This window comes from Pseudomonas sp. Eth.TT006, from assembly GCF_054456575.1.
Map to the genome: position 1 here is coordinate 1 of NZ_JBTJEN010000045.1, position 378 is coordinate 378.

General features: G+C 59.5%; 1 protein-coding gene. It reads right to left on the reverse strand.

Going from position 1 to position 378, the window contains the following annotated elements; translation table 11 throughout:
• Positions 1-378: VCBS domain-containing protein (locus ACXR0M_RS27245; RefSeq protein ID WP_458834690.1), on the reverse strand; the 378-nt coding region annotated here is incomplete at both ends.

A 378-nucleotide genomic window follows, 5' to 3' on the forward strand; every position in this document is an offset into this window, starting at 1 on the left:
AACGGCGATTCCACCCACGGTCAGGGTGGTAACGCCATCCAGCGCGGTGATGGTGAAGGTGCCGCTTTGGGTCAACGCAGTGGAATCCGGGGCGCTGCCGTCGCTGAGGTTTTTCTCGTAGACGGTGAGTTCGCCGCCGTTTACATCGAGTCCGTTGATGATCACCGGATCGTCGTTGTTGTGGATCTGCAGCACTAGGTTCGCGGTGCTGGTGTCGCCGTCCGAATCGGTGATGGTGTAGGTGAAGGTTTCGGTGCCGTTGCCACCGCCGTGCAGGTTTTTGAAGTCTGCGTCGTTGGTGTTGAGCGTGTAGGTGTAAGTACCGTTGGCGTTGAGTTGCAGCGTGCCGTAAGTCCCGGTGTAGGTGCCGGCGGTGAC